Consider the following 716-nt stretch of genomic DNA (forward strand, 5'->3'; position numbering starts at 1 on the left):
AGGGTACTCCCACCGAAGGAGGTGGGAGGGGAATTTGAATTGACGCGGTAGCGTCAAATATTTCTCAGCCTCGCGGGTTTTGAAAGTACTTTTTCACAACTTCAGGCGGCGATCCTCTGTATGAGCCACCTCGCCGTCACACGCATTTAGTTCCGCCCCGAAGTCACCCCACATTTCAGCTGCACGCTGGCTGATGCGCGTAGGATGTCATTTCCCAAAGGCATCTTGTCGGTATTTCGTCATAAAAAGCGATTAACATGCAGTAAAATGGCGCTATATCTGTTTTTTTTAAAAAAACCTGCGCAGCTTGACTTCAGATTAAACACATGGTTATTTATCCAGCATTCATTTACCTGACACTGAATGCACATGCTTATCCTGAAGGCGTATAAATACCGGCTGGAACCCACGGACGCACAGGCGCAACGACTGCGCCAGATGTGCGGCTGTGCGCGTTTCATCTGGAATTATGGCCTGGCAGAAACGCAGCGCATGCTGGATGCCGGACAAAAGCTGCCCACCGCCTTTGCGCTGAATAAAATGCTTACCGTGTGGAAGGGCCTGCCCGAGCTGGCGTTCCTGTCTGAAGCATACACCGACAACCTCCAGCAGAAACTGAAAGACCTGCACGGGGCATGGAAGCGGTGCTTTGATAAGCGTCTGGCGGCTAAAAAGCCGGTCTTTAAGCGCAAGAGCCAGGGCAACGATTCCATCAG

1 protein-coding gene is annotated in these 716 nt (G+C 51.4%); it reads left to right on the forward strand.

What is annotated here, in order from left to right:
• Positions 1–369 precede the first annotated feature (369 nt).
• Positions 370–716, forward strand: a 347-nt coding sequence (locus F3J40_RS24580; RefSeq protein ID WP_167018785.1) for a helix-turn-helix domain-containing protein, incomplete at its 3' end; no start/stop codon positions are given.

The organism is Candidatus Pantoea multigeneris, assembly GCF_011752615.1.
GTDB lineage: Bacteria > Pseudomonadota > Gammaproteobacteria > Enterobacterales > Enterobacteriaceae > Pantoea > Pantoea multigeneris.